The following is an 18,953-nucleotide window of genomic DNA, read 5'->3' as shown; positions in this document are numbered from 1 at the left end:
TTTCGCACAATTTCATTCTAAAATCTACAATGTTTTCAGAAACAATCATGATTTATCATTTTTTCTGATACGAGGAGGGCGATTGCCCCGCTATCTTTTTAAATTTGTTATGAAAATAATTCACATTGGAGTATCCTACCTTCTCAGCCACCTCATATACCTTCATCCCCTGCGCCAGCAGTTCCTTCGCTTTTTCGATCCGAACTCTGTCGAGATAAGCGTTGAAGTATTCCCCCGTGTAGTTTTTAAAAAGCTGGCCCAGGTAAGATCTGCTGTAATTAAACAATCCCGCCAGCATTTCCAGCCTCAGATTTTCGTGGTGATGGCGGTCTATGAAATCGAGCATGCGCTTCATTTCGTTGTCCCGGCTGGTATAATCCGCGCAGCGGGCCAATCTTTCCATAACTGCGGCCACATAGCCGACAAGATCCCGGATATAGCGCTGACCGTAAATGCCCGCCAGGAATTGGGCCGGTTCCCCTGGATAACCGGATTCCGGCCAGAGGCGAGGGGGGATCTTTCGAATCGTTTCATTGGCTAAATAAAAGAACCGCTCGCGAATCTCCGTTTCTCCCTTCCCTGTAATCGCCATTTGCGCGGCAACGCCGTCCAGAAAGGAATGGATCGCTTCCGCATGTCCGACGTCAACCAAATAATAGAGACGAAAGGCCGCCTCCTCTCCGTCCGGCAAGGATGCATCGGCAGCGACGGAGGCCGCCGTCCGGTAGCTTTCCGGAGTCCCCGCTGTCAGCAGTTTCCCCTTGTCAAAGAAAAAGCTGCGCTCCAGCAGGGAACGCGCGGTACGGAACGAATTCGTGATCTCCGGCAGCGCCCGGACCGTTTCGCCCGCCGCCGCAGCCATCCGGGCGCGGAATTCTCCGGACAACAGCTGCAGGTCTCTGTACAGCTCGGCCCGGCCGAGGTCTCCTGCCGGAGGTTTGCCCAGAAGCAGAACGGTATAAGGAGCAAAATAGAGAACAACGCCTTGGCCATCCGAGGCATATGATGCCGCCAACCGTTCCCGGAAGCTGCGAATTCGCTCATCCTCCTCCGGATGCAGACCCGGAAAAGCGATCAATACAACTTGATACGTCATCCAATTGATTCCAAGCGATTCAGCCAATTCATCCAAGGAAACGCTTCCCCAATCATGCGAGCTTGACAGCAGGGAATACACCGCCCATTCCCGGGAATGGACCTCCTGCTGCCCCCTCTTCTCCTGCAGTTTTGCGGAAAGCTGACCGTGAATCTTTTGAAGCAGAGCAGCCAACTCTTCTTTGTTCACCGGCTTGAGCAGATATGCTTCAACACCGTATTGGAGCGCCCGGCGGGCGTACTCGAAGTCGGCGTAACCGCTGAGCACGATTGCATGAACGTCCCAGCCTCGACGGCGGATTTCTTGAAGCAGCTGCAGCCCGTCCATGCCGGGCATACGGATATCGACCAGCAGTACATCGGGGGTCTGCTCCCCAAGAACACGGAGTGCCTCGTTTCCGCCCGCCGCCGTTCCCATAATTTCGAATCCCAGCTCCCGCCACGGGATCAAGGTTTGCAGCCCCAGGCGCAGTTTCGGTTCATCATCAACAATCATCACTGAGAACATTCGGTTCCTTCCCCCTAGGTATGCAAAATGTAATTCGGGTACCTTCTCCCTCCTTGCTTTCAATCGAAAGTCCCGAACCTTTGCCGTAGGTAAGCTGCAGGCGATCATGCACGTTGCGGAGCCCGATCCGCCGTCCGGCTTCCTCCGGTTCCATCAGCTGCCTTTGCAAGGACTGCATCTTCAAAGGAGAGATTCCGGCCCCGTGATCGCGAATCTCTACGAACACTTCGCCCTCTCCGCCAAATTCCGTTCGGATGGTGATCAGCGTCGGGCCCTCCTCCTTCCGCTCCAACCCGTGAAGAATCGAGTTTTCAACGAGCGGTTGGATGATCAGAGGCGGCAGTTCGATCTCTTCGGTGCCCGGCGCAATCTCCAGTTTATATTGAAGCCGGTCCTCATACCGGAACTTTTGCAGCTCCAGGTAGCAAAGCACCATATTGAGCTCCTCGGAAAGCCGGATTTTGCCGCTGCCGACCTCCAGACTATGGCGGATCAAGCTGCTAAGCTGCCAGACCGCTTGCGCCAGATCCTCCTCCCCCCGAAGATGCGCTTCCATCCGGATCGATTCGAGGGTATTGAAGAGGAAGTGGGGGTTGATCTGGCTTGCAAGCATTTTAAACTTGATCTCGTTTTGCTTTTGTTCCAGCAACCGCTTCTGCCGGTTGCTCTCTTCCACTTCGCGCATCAACTGGCTTACCCGATGGACAAGAGCGTTGAATTGCCTGGAGAGCTGTCCGATCTCATCCTTTCCGTCCAGATCAAGATAGGTATTCCAGGATCCGGCACCAACTCTGGACATATGCTTGCTTAACCGCAGCAGCCGGCTCGTTATGAGAGACGCCGAGGCATGGACCAGCAGCACCGCCACGACCAGGCAACCTCCTATAACCAAAGTGGCCAGCCGGATCACCCCGTTCGCCTCCCGAACGATATCCGACACCGTAAACACAGAAATGACCCGCAGCCCATTCCAGCTGCTCTCCGGGATCAGACTGGCGATAACGACTTTGGACGGCTTTCCGTCCATGACGACATCGAAGCTGCCGTCTCTTTGCGTCAGCATGCTGTCTCCGGCGTTCACTTCGCTGAGATTTTTGCCGTATAAATTCGGCCGGTTGGCCGCCACGATATTATTCCGGTCGTCCACAATCATGGTCGAAAACGATTCTTGAGACAGGATGGAATTGAGCATTTCGGTATTGACGTTGATGACCAGTACGCTTTCCTTGCGGGGCTCCTCCAGACTGATTTTTCGCACCAGACTTAAATAATACTTCTGGTCCCGCTCATCCTGGATATATACCCAGCCGGCAAGTCCCTTTTTACTAAGCGCCATCCGGTACCATTCGGCTTGCTCCGTCCGGGCGTCCGGCTGCATGAATTCCCAGTTATTCAGCATCGTCGGGTTGGGCGTGTAAAGCCGAATGGCTTTGACCTCTTTGTACAGCCGCATATAATCCCGAATGTCGGAGTATTGGCGGTATGTCTGAATTACCTCAATGTAGCTGCCATAGCTGCGGCTGGCCACGGATTTCATACGGCTGTCGTTGGAAAGGCGATAGGAGATGTCAAGCGGCACCTTGATAACCTCCTCCGTTCGCTTCCGCACGCGGTCTACATTATTCGCGGCCTGTTCGAAGGCATCCATCACCATAATTTCGCGCAACTTGCCCGTTAAATATATCCCGCTGGCCAGGAGCGGGAGCACCGCAACCGTAATAAAGGCGAGCGACAGCTTCTTCCTTAGCTTCATGTCGTTCAGTATTCTGACGAAGTTCATCTTCCGGCCTCCCCCAGTCTTCAGAAGTTCCCTAAAAAAAGCCCATACCAACGACACCCGAAAAAGGGACCGGTATTAAATACCATTTTAATTTGTTATGTAATTTGTTATATTCACACTAGAATAATGTACTCCCAACCGTCTATATTAGTCAACGGAATGCCGCACTTCCAAAATTTTCGGATAAATATATTCGTTTTTTGTTAGCTATCTTGTTATTGTTAGCTTGCTAACTTTCCTTCAAATTAAAAGTTTTGCAAAATAAAAAAAGAGAGAACATGTTCTCTCTCGCGTCGCGTCATATCAGTCTTCCATTTACCTCCCGGAAAAATAATGACAACCAAACAGCAGTTGGCTCGAGCTTTTACTTCCGCGGAAAGTTCACCTGAAACCTCGCCGCTTCGATCCACTCGCCCCTCGTAAAATCCCGGCCCCTCACACTTACATGGTCCTTGTAAACTTCCACATAGTAGCCTTGGCTGCCGTCCTTATGTTCATCCTCATCGGTCCACAGGTAAGCGACGGAAGCCGCGTTAAACATAGCCGGCAGCTCACCTTGCCCGGTAAAATAATTGTTGGGCGCTTCCAGCTCCCAATGGGTATGCCCCGTGAACAGAATCGTCTGCGGATGACGCGCCAAGACGGCCCGCAGCTCGGCATCCTGGACGACGCCGTACCACTTTTGCTCCTCGTAAGAGCCGGCGACCGTGTTCTTCAGCGGCTGATGCAAAAACAAGAACACCGGCCGGTCCGCCGCGGCATTTTCCCCCAGCTTGGCGTCGAGCCAGGCCAACTGCTGCTCGGACAGTGAGCAGAAGATCTCCAAGCCTGCCTCGGTCCCCAGAAATATAAAATGATAACCATCAATCCAATGATCATGATAGGTCGATTCCGTCCCCGTTTCGTACAGAAAACGGCTCAAACGCTCATCCCAATTTCCCAAGCCCACATCGTGATTGCCCATGGTCATGTACAGGGGTGGTAAAGAGCCCTCATGCTGGCGCCAAATTCGTTTCCATTCCTCGTATTCTTCCGGAAATCCATGGTCGGTCACATCACCGACGTGCATCACCCCGGCGCTCCCGGCGCCGTGAGTTGCAATGTCCTGCAGCGCCTTCTCCAGGTTCACGTTATAGGTATGCCGCGCATCCGCCCGAACATGCGTGTCGGTAATCACCTGAAAAGCGAGCAGAATATTGTCGTCCCGCCGCTCGCCGCTCCCGTTCGCCATAGCTGTATTTGCCATGTCCATCATCCTCCCTTGCCGCTCATATTTAAACCGATGACCCCAATCATTTCTTTTCCACCTTCCGTTTACTGGCCTTTCCGAATGGCAAGCTCATCATAAGAGGCAATTATGGCGTCCGCCAGCGGAAACCCGTTTTTGCCCGCCGCACCCTCCGCATCCAAACCGATAGCCGCAGCCGCACCGGCTGAGCGGGCCATCTGCATATCCCCGTTCGTATCGCCGATCACGGCCGTGCGCGCAACATCCACCGCGATTTGCTGGCAGGCGGACTCCACCATATCGGGAAACGGTTTTCCCCGGTTGACCTGATCGGCTCCCAAGCATATCGAAAAAAACCGGCGAATCCCCAGCCACTCCAAATGCTCCTCCGCTGCGGCCGTATCATCGGATGTGACGATCCCAAGTTTGATTCCGCAGCGCTCGCATTGCTCAAGAATGGGAAGCACGCCGGGAATTAGCCGGGCCGTCCGGGATTGCTCCAGACCGGCATCCGCCGCAAGGCGGCATGTCTCCGCCAGCATCCAGGCCTCCGCCCAGGATAAACCAAGCCTGTAGCCCTCCCAGGCTAACAGTGTCAGCAGATCATCAACCGTTCCCATCGATAAAGGACTATTCCGGTCATAACCGGCAAATTCCCCTGCTTCGTTATAACGCATGCCCCACATCTCCAGGAGATTGGGAGGAAGGACCGGCAGCCGGCGCCCCTTAAGCTCTGCGGAGAAACGGGCGAGCAGCAGCTCGCCCCATTTTCCCCAGGTATAAACAAAATCAAGCAATGTGCCATCCTTGTCAAACAATATCGCCTGGATGTCAAACTCCCGGCCGTGTACGGTCAATTGAGCCAAGGGAACCTCCTTATTTGCCCATCCGGTCAAGTTCGCGCTGCGCCGTCTCCTTCGCTTCCTTAAGCGCCTCGGCGGCAGGAACGTTGCTGATTTGCACCTTATCCGCGGCAATTTTAAGCGCATCGGTAATTTTGCCGCCCGTAGGATCCTGGAATGGCTTCGAGCCGTGTGTTGCCTGCTTGAGCGGCACGGTGGCCTGCGGATTTTTTTCGCTGAAAGCGACGAATTCCGGATTATCCAGGGCCGATTGGCGAACCGCAATATAACCGGTGTTCATCGACCAGAAAGCGGTATTTTCCGCGCTCATAAAAAATTTGAACCATTTCATCGCCGCCTGCTGCTGCTCCGGGCTGGCCGCTGCCGGAATACCGGCCATAATCGCCTCGGCGACCGGCTTGCCTTCGCCTGCGCCTTCCCAGCCCGGCTGCTCCATCGCCGCCACGATGTTAAAGTCCAGGTCACCCTGGTCGCCGCTGGAGCCAGTGTATCCGGCCGCTTGTCCCTTCATGACATCATCGATCGTTTTGTACCAGTACTCCCAGCCTTGGCCGCCGGAGTGGATGCGCATAATTTGATCCTCATGGATCCATTTGCGGAACAACTCCCACGTTTCCACCCATTCCGGGGAATCGATCAGCACCGTTTTGCCGTCATCGCTCAAAATTTTGCCGCCTTTGCTATATACCGCGTCGATCATATTGCCAGCGCCCCACATCGGTTCCCAGCCGTAAAATACGGTTTTGCCGCCTTCTTTCACGGTCATTTTCGCAGCCCCATCAGCCAGCGCTTCCCAGGTCGTCAAATCTTCCGCTTTGATTCCCTGCTTCTCCAGCGCATCCTTCCGGTAATACATCACCTGCGTCGTTCCGTACATCGGCAGGAAAAACTGCTGGCCGTCCACCTTCCCCTGTTCGAGGAACGTCTGCACCACATCTTCCTGATTAAAATCCGGCATTCCGGCGATCAGCTCATCAAGCGGCGCGTAGTACCCTTTGCGCGCCCAGTCCACATTGGAGGACAGCACCGCAGCGGGCACGGTCTTCGATGCGATGGCCGCCTGCAGCTTTTTTTCCGTTTCGCTATAATCCGCCTGCACGACCGGCTTAACGATAACCTCCTGCTGGGAGCTGTTGAATTTATCGATTAAAACCTGCATGTTTTCGCCCAGCTTCCCGCCGAGTCCATACCAGAACTCGATCGTTACCGGCTTCGCGGAGGTCTGCGTTCCCGTCTTCTCCCCATTTCCGCCGGAAGCGGCCTGAGCCGGGTCAGCCGAGTTGCCTGCCGCGCCGGAGCCTTCCCCGCATGCGCTGATCAGCAGGAATGTGCATGTCATCAAAATTCCGAAAAATGATTTCTTTAAATTTGGCATTTCATACCCTCCACGTTTGGTTTTCATTTCATTAACCCTTACTTGCACCTGCGGACAAATTGACGCTTTGCATGATCGTTTTCTGGGTCAGCGCAAACAACGCGAGCAAAGGAGCGATCGTGAAGGCGCTGGCGGCCATAATCAGCGGCCATTTCAGCCCGTAAGCACCCCCCTCCACAAAAAAGCTGCGCAGCCCGGCCGAAACCAGCCGCAAATCGTCGCTTTTGGTGATCAGCATCGGCCAGAAATAATTGTTATACTGATCGATGAAGGTAATGAGCCCTAGTACCGCAAAGGAAGAGCGGGTCAGCGGCAGGAGGATCGTCCACAAAATCCGGAAATGAGAAGCTCCGTCGATTTGCCCGGCCTCCACCAGTTCATGCGAGACCTGAAGAAAGGCTTGTCTGATCAGGAAAATCGAAAACACGCTCACACAGTTGGAGAAAATCAGCCCGGCGTAGGAATCCAGCATCCCCAGCTTGCCCAGCAAAATATAGCCGGGCAGGTAAACCGCCGTACTCGGCACCATATATCCGACCAGCACCACTGCGGTAAAAAATCCTTTCAGGCGGAATTTCATATGCGTCAAGGCGTAAGCCATCATCCCGGAATTAATGATCTGCAGCACGACAATGGAAATCGCGACAAAAATGCTGTTGACCATATACCGTTCAAACAGAGCCGCAACCCATGCTCGGCAAACTGCCCCCATTTGGGACTTTGCGGCCATAATGTCGGCGGGAACTGCCATATCTCGTCATTGCTTTTCAGCGCGCTGGTCACCATCCAGTAAAACGGAAACGCCATCAGCAGCGATGCCGCCGCAACCAGTAAGTAGCGAAGCGCACTCCCCAGCTGTTTTAAACCTTGCATAAATTAGCTCGTTCTCCTTCCCAGGGGCAATTAAGTGTAATGAACCGTGCGCCGTCCAACCCAGAACGAGAGCAGCGACAGGGTCACACATGAGATGACCAGCGTAATGGCCACCGACGAAGCCTCTCCGATTTGAAACGACTCAAAAGCGGATTGATAATAGAGGTAAAGCAGCGTTCTGGTGGATCCTGCCGGTCCGCCCTGGGTAAGCACATTAATTTGGTCATAAGCCTGCAGCGACTGGATGACCTGAACGACGACCAGAAAAAAGGTCGTGGGCGAAATCAGCGGCAGCGTAACGCGCACAAATTTGTTCCAGCGGTTTGCTCCATCCAGCTCGGCGGCTTCCAGCAAATCGGAAGGCACATTCCTGAGCGCGACGAGGTAAAATATCATCCCCCAGCCGGCCGATTTCCAGATGGTGACGAGGAGAATGCCAACGAGCGCCCAGTTCGGGTCCTCCAGCCAGCGGATTCCCTCGAGGCCAATCGCCTTCAGCAGACTGTTCGCCAGCCCGACCTCGGGTTCGTAGATCCAGGACCAGACGATCGACACGGCCACTGTCGGAGTCACCCACGGCGAGAACATCAGCATCCGGTAAAAAGCGCCGCCTTTCATGTTCCGGTTCAGCAGCAGCGCCAGGCCAAGTCCGAGCACGACCACGGGAAGTACGCTGCCCGCACAAAACAGCACGGTAACGCGGAGTGACTGATAAAATGCCGGATTGGCGAACAAATCGCGGTAGTTTTGCAGTCCGGCGAAGAGCTTGTCCGGGCTCATGAAATCCCATTCCATAAAACTGAGATAGATGATAAACCCAAGCGGATAAAACCAAAACAACGCCAGCGGAACCATGGCGGGCAGCGTGAACAGCAGCGCCCGGAAGTCTTCCGCTAATTGAGAACGTTTCATGAATCCTCCTTTTTCCACTGTTCAATTTTTTTTGAATTCTTGCTATAATTGGTTGTAAAATAGTGTTATTCATATTCTGTTCAATAAATATTGTACGTTCAATATTTGAGTAAAGGGTTATCTCTGCGTGAAGCGATGATTAATTTTATGTAAAATTTCGAGGCAGGTGTCATGGTGAAAAAGCCAACTTCGGGGAAAATGAGGGACCCGCTAAACTTTCGGGAAGAGCTGCGGGCCAAAGTAATCGATGCGATCGCCCAAACGATGGACTTGTACGGGGTTAATTACTCTTACGGTCAGCTTTACGGGATCATGTTTTTTGAAGACCGGCCGATGACGCTGGAGGAAATGCAGCAGAGCATGAATATGAGCAAAAGCAATATGAGTTATGCGGTCCGTTCCTTGATCGAATCCAAAATGGTGGCGAAGCTGGACGAAAAAGAGGCACGAAAGGATCTTTATGCTGCGGAAACGGATTTTTTCAAGGCGTTCCAGGCGTTTTTCGCCACCAAGCTGCAGCGGGAAATTGACGTCATGGTTGAGGCGCTGGAAGCGGTAATCCCGTCCCTGTCCGAAACGATTCTCGATATTTCCACTTCCGAGGAGGAGCGCAAGCTTTGCCTGCAGGATTTGCATAAACTTAAGCATGCCGTGAGCTATTACGAATGGCTGCAGCAGTTTGTAAACCGTTTGCAAAGCGGACAATACTTTGAAAGCCATGCCCCCTCCTCGCAGGAAGGATAGAAATGGCTTCCCATTGCCAAGCTAAACAAATTCACGAAACAACCCAGCCCCTTACAAATCTTATCTTGGGCTGGGTTGCTATATGATGTCATCATAGTTAAGAAATTGTTGATTTCCCCTCTTAAATGTGATACATCTGACAAACCAGGGGCTGTGGCCCTGATGCGTGAAGCTAGAAGCTCTCTTCTCCTGCTCACGGTTTTTTTCTCCTTGGTTTAAAATATTTTCGATAATTACCACGTAACGTTACGTTACACCTTTTTACAACCAAGTAGCAAATGACCCGTTGCATAAATACTCATTGCCTGCTTCGAACTACTCCCACATTCGATAAAACGGCAAAAATCTTTTAAACCTTATCTTTAATAGCTATTCTTGCATGGTCTGAATATCTCTCTATGTTAAATCCTGATGTTGATTTTTACGATAAGAAAACCGCCTCGTTGAAGAGGCGGCTTATTGCAGCTATCGTACCCGTTAGCGCAATGATAAGGTAACGAACTTCACCTCCGGAAAGCGGCTATCCGGTCCTTTCATTAAGATACCGCCCTGATTTTTCAAATACATATCGAAGAAATCCAGCATATAGGCATTGATAACGGAGTTCGCTCTTTCGGGCGCAATCTTTCCTGTAATGCCCAGCATGTTGAAAACCGGAGAAATGAACTGTACGTCGGCAAAATTCAAATGCTCCGTATTTTCGATATAGAGGACTTCTCCTCCTTCATCGACCGTTTCGCGCATCCGTTCAAGCTCCAACTTTTTATCTTCCGTTACTTGATCCTCCCACTCTCTTGTTGAGCCCATACGGTTAAGCTCTGCATCCGTGTATACCCGGTTATCCATCACCATTTTTAATCTTTCGAAATAGCTTTCCGAGTTGATGAACAAAAACGGCTTTCGCAGACCCTCTCTGTCACGCAGCCGATAAAGCCCTCCATCAAGGTCTATTCCAACCGTGATTCGCGGATCGTAAGAAGCGTCATAGGCCGTCGCTCCGCCGATGGAATGGCCGAACACCCCGACATGACGAAGATCAATCTTCCCTTTTAGATGGCTTGGAATCTGCCCCGATTGGATGAGCTCGAATTGGTCCAGCGCAAACGCCACGTCGCCGGTTAGAACTTCTCCCAACTTGTCGCGATTTTCTCTACTCGTCCGGTAATCTTGGCCCGGCGAGAATAAGTCGTTGGTTGTGCTGGTCGTGATTCGCCCGTCCGGAAACTCAGTTGCGAATGTATTGTAGGTGTGGTCGATCACGGCCACGATATATCCATGACTCGCGAGATTTTCGGCATGCGACGTGTGGAGGAACCTGGAAGAGCCGTTGCCGGGATTCGCCAGGATCAGCGGGTATGAAGTCTGCGCCGAAGAGACTTCGGCCCCCGAATAAGCATGACTGGATACGTACTTCAGGTGTTGAAAAGTAGACGCGGGAAGGCCATAGTCCGCGGCCATATAACGTAAAATCTGGGGATCGGGAACAAAGGGAGCGTACTTGCCGGTGCCGGCTTGAGCCGGATACCATACCTGAACCATCAATTCTCTCTTGCCATCTTGGGCTTCGTCGAAAATTTCTGCCCTATTCGTATCCACGAAATGTAAAGTTTGCGTTCCTACTTTTAATTCGCCAGTCGGTTCAGGTAGTTTAAATACAGGAAAAGCATACATGAGACCCGCTGTTACGACCAGCATTATTGCTATAGCGGTATAAGCTGAACCCAATATGAATCGTGGGATTTTTGGGGGACCGTTTCTTTTAAAATAGCTAAAACCTGAAATGGCTAAAAATATGATCGTGATGCAATATGGGAAAAATAGCTGAACCCTGTATCCTTCCACCGTCCAATGAATGACCAGTAAAAGTGTGGCGAACCCGCTTGCAACGGATACTGGAATTCTACGCCGTCCTTTTTTTAATGGAACTGTTATTGCAAGCAAGCCGATGCTTGACAATAAGAGCAACAGTTCAAACAACCTCATCTCCATTCTCCTTTTAAAAAATTTCCATTTTCGTTCGTCCCAATCTTTATCTTGCCAGGTTAGCCTAAGCACCCCTACTCCTTTCGCAGCTTTATTATAAAGACGGTTTCGGAATCCAAAATGTATCAGTTACATGATACTCTTATCTAAACTCTCTTAAGTTCATAATAAAACCTCCCTATAGAAGCTATTAAATCTAGTTTGCTTCTATGGAGAGGTTTTAATCTGGCTGCGGCTATTTTGAGCTATCGTCTCCCAAATAGTTCAATCAGAATTGTCTAAAAGAGTGCAGAAACGTAATTGATTACCATCTGGATCTACGACTTTCATCATACGAAGCCCTTCAAGATCCTCATTTGGAGGCTCAATAGTATGGATATCCTTATTGCTCTTTAATTCGTTGTACCAGCTATCAACATTTGGAACAAAAAAATGAACTAATCCACCAACTTGGCAGTCCCCGGTATGTTCAGTCAAATAAATGGTCATTTCATCCTTGGTGATCTGAGCAAAAACGGGATAATGTGGTTCAAATCGATGTTCCCAGTCGATTTGAAAACCCATTCCCTCCACGTAGAAAGCCTTACTTTTTGCATAGTCAGTTATACGAAGTGCAGGAATCACTGTTTGCATATTGACCCTCCTCATATCAGGTATTGTAATTTTATTCAATTATCTAGTTGTATTATCCTGCCCGTTAGTTTACTTTGTACTATCAAAAATATATTCGTGTTCTCTTGACTCGAGGCTTCAAACAAACCATTCTGGAAACGCCCCAGCCTTAGATAGCTCCTATCTTTGGCTGGGGCGTTTGTTATTTCTCATATTTAAGCAAAATATTTGCGGATAAAATAAGTGGGTGTGCAGCTCCATGCATGGCAATAGCTGTTGATGAGATTGCTTCCTTATGGGGATAGCACCTGGTGATCTCCAAAATCGAGGATAAAGCTTTCGCCTCTATCAAACGGTTGATGCAAAACACGCTCATAGGGACCTAAAGATTCCTTCCCCCAACCTTGGAACGCTGCTTCATCCGGGTACACCGCAATAAGTTCTTGCGGTTAAACGCTAGTTTCCAACAGCTCTGGAATCAGATTTTGCGCCTTCTCAACCCATTCCTGACGTATTCCCACTTTCTATTCAACTCCTGTACCTTAATAGGAATAGCTTACAAATCAGCCCTTCACCGATCCAGAGACCATACCGGAGACAATTTGTTTGTTAAATATTACAAACAGCAGCAGCATCGGGATCGTAATAATCAAAATGTCCGCAAACAACAGATTCCATTGGGACACGAACTGTCTCGTAAAGTTGTACAACGTCAACTGAACGGTTGCGTTGTCCGATCCGGGAAAGAAGTACAAAGGATTCGTAAAATCGTTAAAGATAAACACGGACTGTGTAATGATGATCGTGGCGGATACCGGCTTAAGCAGCGGCAGGATCACGTTTTCACCAGATTGTCGCCTTCGGAACCGCCGGGACGTGTCTCGTGTTCGACCGTAATGTAAGGATATTTTGCTTGAAACGCTGCGATCACCGATTTGGCAGCGCTTACTTGTTCTTGCGTATTATCCGTCCGCTAAATCTATCTTATTGTATAATAAAGATAACATAGCCGGATGGCCATAGCATCGTAAATCAAAACGACCTCTCATCCAAACTAAGCGATGAAAGAATAAAAAAAGCATTCATTCTCACCAATTTCTTAACAGGAGAAAGATTAGAATGAGTTCAAGTTTTAAGCTTTACGCATCCGTTTATCTCATTCGGATCAAGAATATTTCATGGCGCGATATCGTTTTAACGCTGCTTCTCCTTCTTTTGCTGCTCCGCGGGACATATCAATTCACTACGGCGTTAGCCGAAAAGGGCTTCTCATCCACATTTATAACGGGCTGCTGGGGGCTAATAGGGATGACCGTTGGAATTGGTCTGTTTGCCGGGAACCTGATGATGGCGGAAATGCGCTTCTTATGGTCGCTTGGACGAGGGACTCGTTTTTTAACCTCTTATATGATCTGGAAAAAGTCCCCCTTTGTTCTTGTGCTTGTTTGGATGCTGCTGGGTCAATTGCTTTGGTCACCGTCATATAGTTTCGGACAAGCATTCCTAATGCTGTTGCTCGGACTCTCCTTTGCAGAACTCGGTGTTTATTGCTTTGTGGCGCTTTCGGGAATGGCGAGAGAGCGAACAGCCGGATCGCTATCGTTAGCCCTGCTGTTATTGACAGTACTGGCGCTTAATATTTCATTGATGATGCTGCCCATTATACCTGCGGTTCGGCTGATCGTTGCAATCGCCGTTACCTTGCTGCAATACATCGCCGCTTTTCAAGCGTCACGCTTCTCCTGGCCGCGAATGATAAGCGCAGCCCCGCCGGCTGAATCCGGCGCCAAACGGCATATCCTGTCCCGCTATCCGTTACTTCGTAAAGAGGTTTATTTTCTAACCCGCTTCAAAGATATGTTTCCTTTTCTTATTGCCGTTTGTTTATTACAGCTCTTTACCTACTATTCAGCAGTCGATACCCCGATAGTTGTCCCGGTAGGCGCGGCCTTGATGGTCTGGCTGGTCAGCGACGTTTGGGTTATAAGAAGCTTCGCAGCCGAAGGCAGAGGAATAGCACTATACACCGTTACCTTGGGTGCCTGGCATAGAGGGTTATGGGCAAAATGGCTTTTTTATGGGACAGTAGGCATAAGTATGTTCATCGTTCATACCTTAATCTGGGGATTTCGCTTAGACTGGACTTGGACGGCATGGTCGTTTTTCGAGTTATTAGCGCAGTGCCTGCTGCTTACTTCCACATTTGTTTCATTCAGTTTACTGGCTGGATATCATCTTACAACTCAAGGGCGTATTTCGCTGCCCGCTCAGCTTTTAATTACAATCTGCATGTTTTTGCTCATCTATTTACACCAAGCGCATCAAATACTATTCATAATCGTCTCCATAACCATACAATTTGGATTTTATCGACTTTTACGTCAGGTACCTGAAAGTCTTCCCGGCAAGTTTTCAATGTAAGGAGAGATCAAATAAGATGCAGACAAACTTAGCGCTGTCCTTGCAACTGCAGCAAGTCAGCTATGCTTACGAAGATAAACGCATCCTGCATGGCATCGATTGGACCCTACAGGGGGGAGAAATTACGGTACTGCTCGGTCCCAACGGCGCAGGTAAGACGACGCTGTTGCATTTGCTGGCAGGGATGAAGCCGGCCCAGCAAGGCAGCATTTTGCTGGGCCGGCAAGCGGTTCATTGGCAGGATCAACAATATAAAAAACGCATCGGCTATATGATGGAGTTTCCGTTTCAGTATCCATTTTTGACCGTAATCGAAATGATGCGGCTTATCGGCCAGCTGCGCCGCGTCTCCCCTGATCAACTGGAGGAGCGGATAGGGCACTGGCTCAAGCATTTTACATTGGAACCGTACAGCCACTACGCGATTGGCGCTTTGTCCCAAGGAACGGCAAGGCGGGTCGCACTGGCATCCGCATTGCTGCACGAACCGGATATCCTTCTTTTGGATGAGCCGACCAACGGACTTGACCCGGATCAAGTCATAATCGTGCGCGATACATTGCAGCAATACTGTGCCCGAGGTGCTCTCATCCTGTTATCCACTCATATTATCGGGCTAGCGGAAAAACTGGCGAATCAAGCCGCCATATTGCGAAATGGCCGTATTGTATATGCCGGCAAAGCCACGGGGGATTTGGAGAGTCTCTACGTGGCAAATAAAACCTCACAATAGGCCCAACAGATCATTCGACAAATTCCACTTTTATGTTAATCTGGTTGTTGGTAAATAAACCCTGCAGATTTAAAAAGAATGGAGTAGAGAACCGAGTGAGAAAAATAGCGATTTTAGTGTTGGCGGTTTGTTTGACGTTGGTGAATGTAGCACCTTCCCCGGCTCATGCGAATAATGAGCAAACCAAAGCGCTATGGGTTTGGGATTTTTATGAAGCGGCTTCCGATTCCAACAAGATTACACAGCTGCTGCAGTTTTTAAAGGAAAACGACATCAACTTATTGTTTATCGGGACAAGAAAGACGCTGGAGGATCAGCCCGCAACTTATGAGGAATTGATCCAAAGAGCGCATGAGGACGGAATACGCGTGTTCGCGCTTGTCGGCAGAGCCAACTGGGCGCTGGAAACCCATCATCGCGAAGCGCTGCAGGAACTGCGCCAAGTGATTTCCTATAACGCGTCCTATCCGGCCAGTAAATTTGACGGAATTCAGTATGATATTGAACCGCACACCTTGCCCGAATATTTAACTAAAAGAGGCTCCGTTTGCTATCAATACATCCAGGTTCTGAAGAAAATCGCGAATGAAATTGCCTCAAGCCAGGAGAATTTGGAGTTCAACGCAGCGATTCCGTGGTGGTATGCAACGGGGCAAAATCCGGTCATCGTGCAAACCGGCGGAGAGAAAAAGCCGCTAAGTTATTTTGTGTTGGACATCGTGGACACCGTATCCATCATGGCCTATCGCGACACGGCCGAGAAACAGATCCGCGCCACCCTGGCGGAAACCGATTATGCGGCCAAATTAGGCAAAAAGATTTATATCGGCGCGGAGACCAATTCTCCGAACGGCGGCACTATCACGAATGAAATTACGTACTACAACAAAGGCCTGAATTATATGAATCAGCAATTAAATACCGTGACGGATTTTTATGCGGACCATGACGGGTTTGGCGGAGTCGCCATCCACGACTACCCTGCACTTATCCAAATGATGGAAAAGAATTGACAGACGGTTCGCCGAAAAATGAACTGCCTGCAGCCGGCAATATCGCCGCTGCAGGCGGTTTAACAGCTGGTTTATACAATTACTTTATGTTTGGTTTCATGACTATCTTGTTTCTCCTTATATTTCACCAGGTTTTCATACCCCACTGTGTTGTTTCCCCATGTTTTTTCATATTCCCAACCGGTTAATTGTTCAAAAACTTTGCGTGCTTCCGTCGTAGCCTCTTGTTTAGAGCCGCCGTTTTTCAAGCGTTTAATTTCATCCAGCAAAACGACATGATTCTCTTTAGTTAATTTGTAACGATAGGAGATGATTAGGCCTCCCGCCAAAAAGAAGAGCGTACCGAACAGCAAGATGGAAATAATCATCGTTACCGCTGAATCCGGCTGTGATGTTTGTCCGGATACAAACCCCGCTTCCTGCAAGGCCACGCCTACCAAAAAGACGGCTAACGCCTGTGTCCCTTTTCGAATCAAGCTCATGACACCGGCGAACACCCCTTCACGTCTTTGCCCGGTTAAAGCTTCATCCACATCCGGAATAAAGGCATAATTGTTCCAGGGAATGTAGTTCAAACCGCCGCGTCCCAACCCGCAAATGCCGATCATAAGGAACAATAAAGCGGTGCTGTTTAGCGTTCCGGTGAACTTTAAGACGATAAATCCGATAATCCCTGCGATAAAGAGGGAAATTGCCGTTCTATACGCCGGGGCAGGATTCAATTTAATCGTTAAAGTAAGCGCAATCCATACGCCGAACAACTGCATGACATACATAAAGGTCAATAGGTTGGATGCGGCTACGGCGCTTTGCATAAGGGCAAAAACAACAAAATAAGTAAACACCGCGTTGAATACATCCTGGCTTAAATATCCGCCCAAATACATCCCCAGATGGTGGCGGAATGTTTTTACCCGCAAAGTCGAGAATAAATCCGCATAGATCTTATGAACATTTTGTAAAAAGGTTCTTTTATCAATGACTTCCTCTTGCGGGATTTCATCGAAAGGACGTTCCCATGTATTTCTGTACAGCAGCAACAATACCACTACAAATATGACCGTGAAAATAATACCCGAGTACAGGTAGGTAAGAGGATCATCCTTACCCAAGGCTTCCACAAGCCGGCCGGGAATAAATGCGGCGAATACGGCCGAAGCCTGAGCGACAAACATTCTGGCGCCCGTAAACTTCGAACGTATTCTATAGTCGCTGCTCATTTCGGCGGCAAGCGTATCATAAGGAATCAAAATCATGGAATACACAATTTCAAACAAGATATAGGTTAATAAGTAATACCAGTAACCGAAGCCGGAAACCCAAATCGCTGTATAGACAAGGACAAGCGGAATGGCTGCCAGTATAAAGAACTTGCGTCTTCCAAAGCGGCGGCCCAGTTTGGTTTTATGAAAATTATCCGTAATGTATCCCATAGTCGGCGCCGCAATCGCATCTACAATCCGGGCAATCGCAAAAATAGAACCGGCTTCCACGGCAGTGAGGCCGCAAAAAGTCGTTAAGAAGAAAAGCAACCATGCCGCTGTCAGGGCAAAGGCGCCCGCCCCTAAGAAATCGCCTAACCCATAGGACATATAATTAATAAATTTGGGTTGTCTAACCACTTTACTTCCCTCCATTTTAACCGCTTTCACTTTGGCGTTAGATGTAAGTATGAAGATATTCCGACAGGCACAGCACGGCAAGCGATTGTCCATAAGGCATGGCGGTCGTTCTGATTCCCTTGTAAAATTCCAGGGTGTCGCCCATACCTGTTCCTACGGATACTTTTTGCAGCGCCCCTTCTTGATTAATTTCACCCATAATTCCGCGAATAGCCTTGTGGGCGGCTTCTTTATATTCCTGGCTGACATACCGCTTATGAACGGATTTTAGAATGCCATAGGCAAATCCGGCTGTCGCCGAGGCTTCCAAATAAGTGGTCGGATCATTGATTAAGGTATGCCATAAACCGCTTTCATCCTGGTAATCGGCAAGAGCTTCAATTTGTCTGTTCAATGTATCAATCAGGAATTCACGGAGAAAATCTCCCTTTTCCAATTCCAAGATCTCAATCATCTCGGGAATCGCAATGGTGATCCAGCAATTTCCTCTGGCCCAAAGCGCTTCGGCGTAATTGTGGTTTCCTTCAAAGGTCCAGCCGTGGTACCATAAACCGGTCTTTCTGTCCGTTAAATATTTGATATGAATGAGAAACTGCTTTTTGGCCTCTTCCAGGTATTCAGGTTTGTTCAGCAATTTCCCGATTTTCGCCAGCGGCAGCACGGTCATCATCAACGTGTCGTCCCAAAGCTGATTTTTGTTTTCCGGTCCATAAGTCATATGCTGCAGTCCGCCCTCTTTTGTGCGAGGCATATCATGCATGACCCATTCGGCCCAATCCTCCAAGTAGGGCAGGTAAGTCCGGTTTCCGGTATCTTCATACAAAAAAGCCAGCGTTAACAGCGGCGCCATCGTATTGACGTTTTTCGGCGGCGCCCCTTCCCGGATTCTGGCATGGAACCATTCATTTATGATTTCCAGCGCTCTTTGGTCATTGGTTAATCTCCAGTATTTATAAATTCCGTATAACCCTACACCTTGCGGCCAGTTCCACACATGCCAGCTTTTGTCATCCACAATCAACCCATCAAAGTTAAGCAAAAATTCACCGCTTTGGTCCTTGATTTCCGTAAGATTATTCATTAATAAATGAATGGAATCAATGACCTCTTGCTTGGCGATCGCCCTTTCCTGCAACACCGTAATCCCTCCAAATCATGATCTCTATCCGCAACATTGTGACCGCTTTCACT

At 49.5% G+C, this 18,953-nt stretch carries 16 protein-coding genes and 1 pseudogene; 4 read left to right on the top strand and 13 right to left on the bottom strand.

What is annotated here, in order from left to right:
- Positions 1–55: 55 nt before the first annotated feature.
- The 7 genes and pseudogenes from NYE69_RS16130 to NYE69_RS16100 all read right to left on the bottom strand — a co-directional run bounded on the left by NYE69_RS16130 (position 56) and on the right by NYE69_RS16100 (position 8,634).
- Positions 56–1,603: a response regulator transcription factor gene (locus tag NYE69_RS16130; RefSeq protein ID WP_340927010.1), complete on the bottom strand. Its 1,548-nt coding sequence runs from the start codon at positions 1,601–1,603 to the stop codon at positions 56–58.
- On the bottom strand, positions 1,581–3,383 hold the full coding sequence (locus NYE69_RS16125) for a sensor histidine kinase (RefSeq protein ID WP_328271132.1): 1,803 nt from the start codon (positions 3,381–3,383) through the stop codon (positions 1,581–1,583). Before NYE69_RS16125 ends, NYE69_RS16130 begins: the two co-directional genes overlap by 23 nt.
- 364 nt (positions 3,384–3,747) lie before the next feature.
- Positions 3,748–4,629: a metallophosphoesterase family protein gene (locus tag NYE69_RS16120; protein ID WP_328271133.1), complete on the bottom strand. Its 882-nt coding sequence runs from the start codon at positions 4,627–4,629 to the stop codon at positions 3,748–3,750.
- Between the two features lie 68 nt (positions 4,630–4,697).
- Positions 4,698–5,477: an HAD family hydrolase gene (locus NYE69_RS16115; protein WP_328271134.1), complete on the bottom strand. Its 780-nt coding sequence runs from the start codon at positions 5,475–5,477 to the stop codon at positions 4,698–4,700.
- Positions 5,478–5,487: 10 nt separating this feature from the next.
- Positions 5,488–6,849, bottom strand: a complete 1,362-nt coding sequence (locus tag NYE69_RS16110) for an ABC transporter substrate-binding protein (protein ID WP_340927009.1) — start codon at positions 6,847–6,849, stop codon at positions 5,488–5,490.
- Between the two features lie 31 nt (positions 6,850–6,880).
- Positions 6,881–7,722 (bottom strand): annotated as a pseudogene (locus NYE69_RS16105) (carbohydrate ABC transporter permease).
- A gap of 30 nt (positions 7,723–7,752) precedes the next feature.
- The gene (locus NYE69_RS16100; RefSeq protein WP_328271137.1) at positions 7,753–8,634 is read right to left on the bottom strand and encodes a carbohydrate ABC transporter permease; all 882 of its coding nucleotides are present in this window, start codon (positions 8,632–8,634) and stop codon (positions 7,753–7,755) included.
- Positions 8,635–8,805: 171 nt separating this feature from the next.
- Here NYE69_RS16100 and NYE69_RS16095 point away from each other — a divergent pair, with 171 nt between their 5' ends.
- Entirely contained in the window at positions 8,806–9,378 is a 573-nt protein-coding gene (locus NYE69_RS16095) for a GbsR/MarR family transcriptional regulator (protein ID WP_328271138.1), read from the top strand.
- A gap of 477 nt (positions 9,379–9,855) precedes the next feature.
- On the opposite strand, the gene NYE69_RS16090 is transcribed toward NYE69_RS16095, so the two are convergent.
- The 4 genes from NYE69_RS16090 to NYE69_RS16080 form a co-directional block, all read right to left on the bottom strand.
- A complete protein-coding gene (locus NYE69_RS16090) occupies positions 9,856–11,361 on the bottom strand; it encodes an alpha/beta hydrolase family protein (protein ID WP_340927007.1) in 1,506 nt (501 codons plus the stop codon).
- 264 nt (positions 11,362–11,625) lie between these two features.
- Entirely contained in the window at positions 11,626–11,994 is a 369-nt protein-coding gene (locus NYE69_RS16085; RefSeq protein WP_328271140.1) for a glyoxalase superfamily protein, read from the bottom strand.
- 272 nt (positions 11,995–12,266) lie between these two features.
- A complete protein-coding gene (locus NYE69_RS33720) occupies positions 12,267–12,410 on the bottom strand; it encodes a hypothetical protein (RefSeq protein WP_412761699.1) in 144 nt (47 codons plus the stop codon).
- A gap of 126 nt (positions 12,411–12,536) precedes the next feature.
- On the bottom strand, positions 12,537–12,812 hold the full coding sequence (locus NYE69_RS16080) for a hypothetical protein (protein WP_328271141.1): 276 nt from the start codon (positions 12,810–12,812) through the stop codon (positions 12,537–12,539).
- Positions 12,813–13,092: 280 nt separating this feature from the next.
- Here NYE69_RS16080 and NYE69_RS16075 point away from each other — a divergent pair, with 280 nt between their 5' ends.
- The 3 genes from NYE69_RS16075 (at position 13,093) to NYE69_RS16065 (ending at position 16,140) form a co-directional block, all read left to right on the top strand.
- A complete protein-coding gene (locus NYE69_RS16075) occupies positions 13,093–14,394 on the top strand; it encodes a hypothetical protein (protein ID WP_328271142.1) in 1,302 nt (433 codons plus the stop codon).
- A gap of 16 nt (positions 14,395–14,410) precedes the next feature.
- Positions 14,411–15,127 (top strand): ABC transporter ATP-binding protein, encoded by a 717-nt coding sequence (locus tag NYE69_RS16070; RefSeq protein WP_328271143.1) that lies wholly within the window; start codon positions 14,411–14,413, stop codon positions 15,125–15,127.
- 95 nt (positions 15,128–15,222) lie between these two features.
- Entirely contained in the window at positions 15,223–16,140 is a 918-nt protein-coding gene (locus tag NYE69_RS16065) for a hypothetical protein (RefSeq protein ID WP_328271144.1), read from the top strand.
- A 71-nt stretch (positions 16,141–16,211) separates the two neighbouring features.
- Here the strand turns inward: NYE69_RS16065 and NYE69_RS16060 are convergent, their stop codons facing one another.
- Positions 16,212–17,762 carry an MFS transporter gene (locus tag NYE69_RS16060; protein WP_328271145.1) on the bottom strand — a complete coding sequence of 517 codons (1,551 nt, stop codon included), beginning with the start codon at positions 17,760–17,762 and terminating at the stop codon, positions 16,212–16,214.
- Positions 17,763–17,799: 37 nt separating this feature from the next.
- The gene (gene bglB / locus NYE69_RS16055) at positions 17,800–18,900 is read right to left on the bottom strand and encodes a beta-galactosidase BglB (RefSeq protein ID WP_328271146.1); all 1,101 of its coding nucleotides are present in this window, start codon (positions 18,898–18,900) and stop codon (positions 17,800–17,802) included.
- Between the last annotated feature and the right edge of the window lie 53 nt (positions 18,901–18,953).

Origin of the sequence: Paenibacillus sp. FSL R5-0527, from assembly GCF_038008055.1 — a bacterium.
Lineage (GTDB): Bacteria > Bacillota > Bacilli > Paenibacillales > Paenibacillaceae > Fontibacillus > Fontibacillus macerans.
Note: the sequence above shows the minus strand (reverse complement) of the source record. Positions and strands in the feature narration are given on the sequence as shown.